The sequence below is a fragment of the Methyloceanibacter sp. genome (assembly GCF_051306395.1).
Classification (GTDB): domain Bacteria; phylum Pseudomonadota; class Alphaproteobacteria; order Rhizobiales; family Methyloligellaceae; genus Methyloceanibacter.
Map to the genome: position 1 here is coordinate 1 of NZ_JBPPND010000072.1, position 5,554 is coordinate 5,554.

The window sequence follows — 5,554 nt, forward strand, 5'->3', positions numbered from 1 at the left end:
CAGCGGCACCACGGTGTTGATGGGCCTGCTCGACACCATCGTCGATCGTCTCGCGGACTTCATCGAGCGTATTCAGGGTGAAGTAGAGACGCTGTCGCACTCGGTGTTCGAGAACAAAGGAGCTGTCGCCGCGCGCCAACGCCGCTTCGACGTGGTGCTGCAATCGATCGGGCGGGAGGGCGAGGTGGCCTCGAAAGCTCGCGAGAGCTGCCACTCGCTGGGGCGCTTGCTGACGTTTCTCGCCTTCACCGTCAATGAGCGCAAGGAAGGTAAGCCCCTCTATGCCCGCGTGCGGGCCGCCGCGCGCGATGTGAATTCACTCACCGATCACGCGACGTTCCTGTCGGGCAAGATCATCTTCCTGCTCGATGCGACGCTCGGCATGATCCAGATCCAGCAGAACGACATCATCAAGATTTTCTCGGTGGCGGCGGTGGTGTTCCTGCCGCCCACCCTGATCGCCTCGATCTACGGCATGAACTTCGAGATCATGCCCGAGTTGCAGTGGGTTTTCGGTTATCCGTTCGCGCTCGGACTCATGGTGCTTTTTGCCGTGTTGCCTTACGTTTACTTTAAACACAAAGGATGGCTGTAGGTTTGGGGCTTGCGAACGGCGCACGCTCTCGCCACATTAGCCTCATATACTTCGAGCAGAGATCACAGGCAACCCCCTAACCCCCGAAGAGGAGTAAGGATGACCCGTCTGATCATTTCCGGTTTCGTCGCGGCGTTTTTTGCCGCCTCCATGTTCCTGCCCGCGCCGGCCACTGCCGGACCCGCCGGACTCGCGAAGCCATCAGTCGAGAATACACTGGTGAAAGAGGCCGGCTGGCGGAACCGCCGCTGGTGGCGCAGCAACGGCTATGACACCGATGTCGATGCGCCGACCACCTCGGTGCGCACGAACGATGCCTATACCGATGTCGAGGCGCCTTTGACCTCGGTCCGCAAGGGCCCGCGCGGCACGTGGGTTCGCGCGCCGTTCGTCAATCTTTGGGTGCCCCGCGACTAAGCTCTCGGTGCACAGACTTTTTTTTGCAAAGCGCGGGCGCAAGCCCGCGCTTTTCATTTATGGGGCGCCGGGCAACGTCGATAGGGCAAGTGCGGCACCCGCGGTAACGCCCAGCGTCGTGAGAATACCAAGGCGTAAAACCAAGAGCAGCCCCGCGGCGCCCACCGCGAGAACCGCAGCCTGCCAGTTGAAACTCACGGGGTCCGGAACCCAAAGCCGTAACGGACCGTGCTGTTCGAGGCTCACGCGCGCGAAGATGACGTGCAGCGCGAACCACAGGCTCAAATTCAAGATCACGCCGACCACCGAAGCGGTGACGCCGCGCAGCGCACCGGCGAGTTTGGCGTTCGAGGCGAGGCGCTCCACGTAGGGCGCTCCGACGAAGATCCATAAGAAGCACGGGGCAAACGTCGCCCACAACGTCACCGCGGCACCCAAAAGGCCGAAGGCCAGTTGGGGCGCGCCACCGTTGCGGTAGGCGCCGAGAAAGCCGACGAACTCCGTGACGAGGATCAGCGGGCCCGGTGTGGTCTCGGCAAGCCCCAGCCCGTCCAGCATTTCGCCCGCGCCGAGCCAGCCATAAGTCTCGACAGCTTGTTGGGCCATGTAGGCAAGCACGGCGTAGGCGCCGCCGAAGGTGACCACGGCGAGCGTCGAGAAGAACAGCGAAATGTCCGTGAAGACGGGTGTGCCGGCGAAGGCGACGCTCACGGCGACAAGCGGCAGGATCCAGATGGCGAGCCAAAGCGCCCCGGTGCGCAGGGTCTGCGTGAAGGGCACGGGCGGCGCGTCGAGGGGGGGCGGCACCGGCACGGGAACGACCAGCGCCAGTAGGTAGCCGAGTAGAGCTGCTGCGGCGATGATCAGGGGGAAGGGGACAGCGAAGAAGAAGATGGCGATGAAGGCGGCCGCGGCGATGGCCCAATCGTGCGGCCGGTGTAGCGCACGGCGCGCCACCTTGATCAAGGCGTCGATGACGATCACGAGGACGGCGGCCTTGATGCCCACGAATGCCGCCTCGACCAGCGGCACCTGCCCGTACCAGACATAAGCGATGGACAGTGCCAGGACCACGGCCGCGCCGGGCAGCACGAACAAGAGCCCCGCGGCGAGCCCGCCAAGCGTGCCGTGCAGCCGCCAGCCCACATAGGTGGCGAGCTGCATGGCCTCGGGCCCCGGCAGAAGCATGCAGAAATTGAGCGCATGCAGGAACCGCTCACGGCCGATCCAGCCACGCTCTTCGACCAAAACTCGGTGCATCAAAGCGATTTGACCGGCGGGCCCGCCGAACGATATGACGCCGATTTTCGCCCACACGGGCAGCGCGTCGCGAAGACTGGGCGCGGGGCGGGCGCTGGCGGCGCCGTCTTGCAGCGTTTCCATCGGCCTCTTCGTAAAGCCTGGCGCGCCCTGCGGCAATCGCCACTATGCTCGCCGCTGGCTGCCCCGCGAATCGCGTGATACCCAAAAGCGGGAGGATATTCGGCGAGCATGACAACGGCGTTGCTTCAGGTGGTCGTGTTTCTGGCCGCCGCCGCCATTGCTGCCCCTATCGGCCGGTTCCTGCGCATCGGCGCTGTGCTCGGCTACCTCGCCGCCGGTGTCGTCATCGGGCCCTATGTGCTTGGCCGGTACTACGCCCTCGAAGACGCGGATCAGGTCCTGCATTTCGGCGAGTTCGGGGTTGTACTGCTCCTGTTCGTGATCGGGCTCGAGCTGCGGCCGATCCGCTTGTGGTCGATGCGCTCGGCCATTTTTGGCCTCGGCGCGGCGCAGCTGGTCATCACGGCCTTTATACTTGCGGCTATTGGCGTTGCCCTAGGGCTCCCCACTTGGCAGGCGCTGTTCATCGGTCTCGCCCTATCGCTGTCGTCGACCGCGTTCGCGCTTCAAGTCATGGAGGAGCGGGGCGAGCTCACCACGCGGCATGGGCGGCTTGCATTCTCCGTGCTGCTGTTCCAGGACCTCGCGGCGATACCCTTGATCGCGCTCGTGCCGCTCTTCGCCCTTGGCGGCGAGGAGCCGAAGATGGACCTCGGCAGCGCCGGGCTCGCGATCCTCACGATCGCCGGCGTGATCTTGGTCGGACGGTTCCTGTTGAGCCGGCTGTATCGTCTGGTTGCTGCCACGGGCGTGCGCGAGGCCATGACGGCCAGCGCCCTGCTTACCGTGGTCGGCGTGGCGCTGATCATGGAGGCAGTCGGACTCTCCGCGGCCCTAGGTTCCTTCATCGCGGGCGCCTTGCTGGCGGACTCGGAATACCGCCATCAGATCGAGGCGGATATCGCGCCGTTCGAAGGTCTGCTGCTTGCCGTGTTTTTCATCGCGGTGGGCATGTCCATCGACCTTTCGGTGCTGGTGGCGCAGCCTTGGGCGCTGCTGGCCATCGTTGCGGGTCTGCTTCTGGTGAAGACCACCGTTCTTTACGGGCTCGGCCGCTGGTGGGGACTTGCCAACGCATCGGCACGCCGTTTGGGCATCATTCTCAGCCAGGGCGGCGAGTTCGCGTTCGTGCTGTTCTCGGTGGGAATGTTCGAAGGCGTGATCGGCCGCGACACGGCCAGTCTGCTGACGCTCGCCGTCACCCTGTCCATGGCGGCAACGCCGCTGCTTCTGCTGATCGACGACGTGGTGGCGCGCGCCCTGAAACCGGCGCCGCCGGACTACGAGATACCGCCGGAAGGCGAGCAGCATGTAATCATCGCCGGTTTCGGCCGCTTCGGGCAAATCGTTGCCCGCGTCCTGCGCGCACGGCACATCCCCTTCACCGCGCTCGACACCAGCATCGCGCAAGTGGACTTCGTCAAGCGGTTCGGCGCGAAGATCTACTATGGCGACGCGGGACGTATCGACATCTTGCGGGCCGCCGGGGCGCGCAAGGCGCAAGCCTTCGTACTCGCCATCGACAACGTCGATGCGTCGATCAGGGTGGCCGAGGTCGTGCGCGAGAATTTTCCCGATCTGCCGATCTACGCCCGGGCCAGGGACCGCATCCATGTGCATAGGCTCTTGGATCTGGGGGTCACCATCATCGAGCGTGAGACCTTCCTCTCGGCGCTTGAGCTCACCAGGCAACTCTTGCGCGGGCTCGGCTTGAAGCCGGACGAGGTGACACGCTTGATCGCGACCTTCAGGCGGCACGACGAGAAGCGCCTTTACGACGACTACAAGATCTACACCGACCAGGAAAAGATGCGCGCCAATGCGCTCTCCGCCGCGGTCGAGCTGGAGGAGTTGTTCACCAAGGATATCCAGGATCTCGGCGACGGTGATAGCCCGGCTAGCGGTGAGCGGCGAGATGATCGAGGATCAGTTGGTTGAGTTCGGCTGGATGGGTGAAAGGGCTCATGTGTCCGGCGCCCTTCAGCGTCTCGACTTTCGCGTTGGGCAGCGCGCCGTTTAGCAGCTCGATCACGGCACGGGTCGGCGGCGGCGTCTTGGCGCCGACGATGAGCAACACCGGCGCTTCGATTTCGGCATAGTCCGCAAGCGTCGTCTGTGCGTCGATGGCGATGGAGAACTCGAGCGCGACTTTCGGGATCGTGGTGGCGATGGCGCTCTTGAAACGCTCCGGTGATAGCCACCAGCGCCAGCGGCCGAGCCAATAGCCCATGAAGGCGGCGGCGGCCTTGCGGTCGTCACCTTTGGCCACGGGATCGAGCACCGATACGCCGAGCTTCTCGACATCCTTCCATTCGGGGCGGTTTTCGATACGCAGCAGATGGAACGAGACCGGCTCGACCAAAGTGAGACTCTTGACCCGGGCGCCCAGCTTGCGCGCGGCCTCGAGAGCGAGCGCCGCACCGTAGGAGTGACCGACCAGGTGAAGCCTGCTCTTGGTCTTTCTGGCGAGCGCCAACAGCACCTTGACGTCGGCTTCGATGCTGAACGGCTTGTCGATGGGCCATGGATCTGATTGTCCGTAGCCGATGAAGTCGGGCGCCAGCACGCGCCAGTCCGCTTTCAGGGTCTCGATCAGCGGCAGCCATTCCTTGTGGGAGGCGCTGGAACAATGGCCGAGGATTGCGCAAGGGCCCTTGCCCTCGTCGAGATAGGCGATCTCGACGCCGTCGACTTTCAAATGTTTCACCAGTGTCCATCCCCCCGCGAAAGCGGCGCTTACTCTAGCGGGTTCTCGCGCGCGCTCCCACCCGCGCGAGACGCGAATGGTTCGGACGCGGGAAGGAGGCTGATGCGCTAGTCGACCGGTTCGGGCTCGGCCGCGGCGGCGGCTTTCTGTACCGCTTTCTGTACCTTTTCGAAGGCGCGGACCTCGATCTGGCGGATGCGTTCGCGCGACACGCCGAATTCCGTGGAGAGTTGCTCCAGCGTCAGCGGGTCCTCGGAGAGGCGGCGCGCTTCGAACACGCGGCGCTCGCGTTCGTTCAGCGTTTCGAGCGCGTCTTGCAGCATGTCGTGGCGCTGCTCTTTTTCTTCGGACTCCGCCAGCGCCGTCTCCTGGTCGATGGAGGTGTCGTCGACTAGCCAGTCCATCCACTCGCCGCTCTCCGCGTCGTTGCGCACGGGCGCGTTGAGCGATGA

The 5,554-nt window shown here is 64.4% G+C and carries 6 protein-coding genes; 3 read left to right on the forward strand and 3 right to left on the reverse strand.

The window, feature by feature from the left end:
- Both ACSLE4_RS04560 and ACSLE4_RS04565 read left to right on the forward strand, forming a co-directional pair.
- The coding region (locus tag ACSLE4_RS04560; protein WP_435903293.1) for a CorA family divalent cation transporter at positions 1 to 595 on the forward strand (595 nt) is incomplete at its 5' end.
- Between the two features lie 99 nt (positions 596 to 694).
- The gene (locus ACSLE4_RS04565) at positions 695 to 1,012 is read left to right on the forward strand and encodes a hypothetical protein (RefSeq protein WP_435903294.1); all 318 of its coding nucleotides are present in this window, start codon (positions 695 to 697) and stop codon (positions 1,010 to 1,012) included.
- A gap of 57 nt (positions 1,013 to 1,069) precedes the next feature.
- Here ACSLE4_RS04565 and chrA read toward each other — a convergent pair whose 3' ends face one another.
- The gene (chrA, locus tag ACSLE4_RS04570) at positions 1,070 to 2,395 is read right to left on the reverse strand and encodes a chromate efflux transporter (protein WP_435903295.1); all 1,326 of its coding nucleotides are present in this window, start codon (positions 2,393 to 2,395) and stop codon (positions 1,070 to 1,072) included.
- Between the two features lie 108 nt (positions 2,396 to 2,503).
- On the opposite strand from chrA, the gene ACSLE4_RS04575 reads away from it, so the two are divergent.
- Complete coding sequence (locus ACSLE4_RS04575; protein ID WP_435903296.1) at positions 2,504 to 4,333, forward strand: monovalent cation:proton antiporter-2 (CPA2) family protein; 1,830 nt, start codon at positions 2,504 to 2,506, stop codon at positions 4,331 to 4,333.
- Here the strand turns inward: ACSLE4_RS04575 and ACSLE4_RS04580 are convergent.
- Positions 4,293 to 5,102 (reverse strand): alpha/beta fold hydrolase, encoded by an 810-nt coding sequence (locus ACSLE4_RS04580; RefSeq protein WP_435903297.1) that lies wholly within the window; start codon positions 5,100 to 5,102, stop codon positions 4,293 to 4,295. The genes ACSLE4_RS04575 and ACSLE4_RS04580 overlap by 41 nt on opposite strands.
- Positions 5,103 to 5,209: 107 nt before the next feature.
- A partial coding sequence (locus ACSLE4_RS04585; RefSeq protein WP_435903298.1) for a sigma-70 family RNA polymerase sigma factor occupies positions 5,210 to 5,554 on the reverse strand: 345 nt, incomplete at its 5' end.

Bases quoted from the DNA above. Each gene is read 5' to 3' on its own strand.
- chrA (WP_435903295.1), bottom strand. From the start codon at position 2,395: ATGGAAACGCTGCAAGACGGCGCCGCCAGCGCCCGCCCCGCGCCCAGT.
- ACSLE4_RS04575 (WP_435903296.1), top strand. From the start codon at position 2,504: ATGACAACGGCGTTGCTTCAGGTGGTCGTGTTTCTGGCCGCCGCCGCC.
- ACSLE4_RS04565 (WP_435903294.1), top strand. From the start codon at position 695: ATGACCCGTCTGATCATTTCCGGTTTCGTCGCGGCGTTTTTTGCCGCC.